Annotated in this window: 1 pseudogene; it reads left to right on the top strand. The window is 47.2% G+C overall.

The features are described 5' to 3' along the window. Positions 1–235: pseudogene (locus R0J92_RS26640) on the top strand (DNA polymerase); the annotation flags it as partial.

Genomic DNA, 235 nt, shown 5'->3' with positions numbered 1-235 from the left:
GCTGCTGAAAGACGACTCTAAAATCGAAGAAGTTAAAAAAATCACCGCGGAACGTCACGGTAAAATCGTTCGTATCGTTGACGCGGAAAAAGTTGAAAAAAAATTCCTGGGTCGTCCGATCACCGTTTGGCGTCTGTACTTCGAACACCCGCAGGACGTTCCGACCATCCGTGAAAAAATCCGTGAACACTCTGCGGTTGTTGACATCTTCGAATACGACATCCCGTTCGCGAAA

It is taken from the genome of Tritonibacter sp. SIMBA_163 (assembly GCF_046535935.1).
In the GTDB taxonomy this organism is placed as follows: domain Bacteria; phylum Pseudomonadota; class Alphaproteobacteria; order Rhodobacterales; family Rhodobacteraceae; genus Epibacterium; species Epibacterium scottomollicae.
Note: the sequence above shows the minus strand (reverse complement) of the source record. Positions and strands in the feature narration are given on the sequence as shown.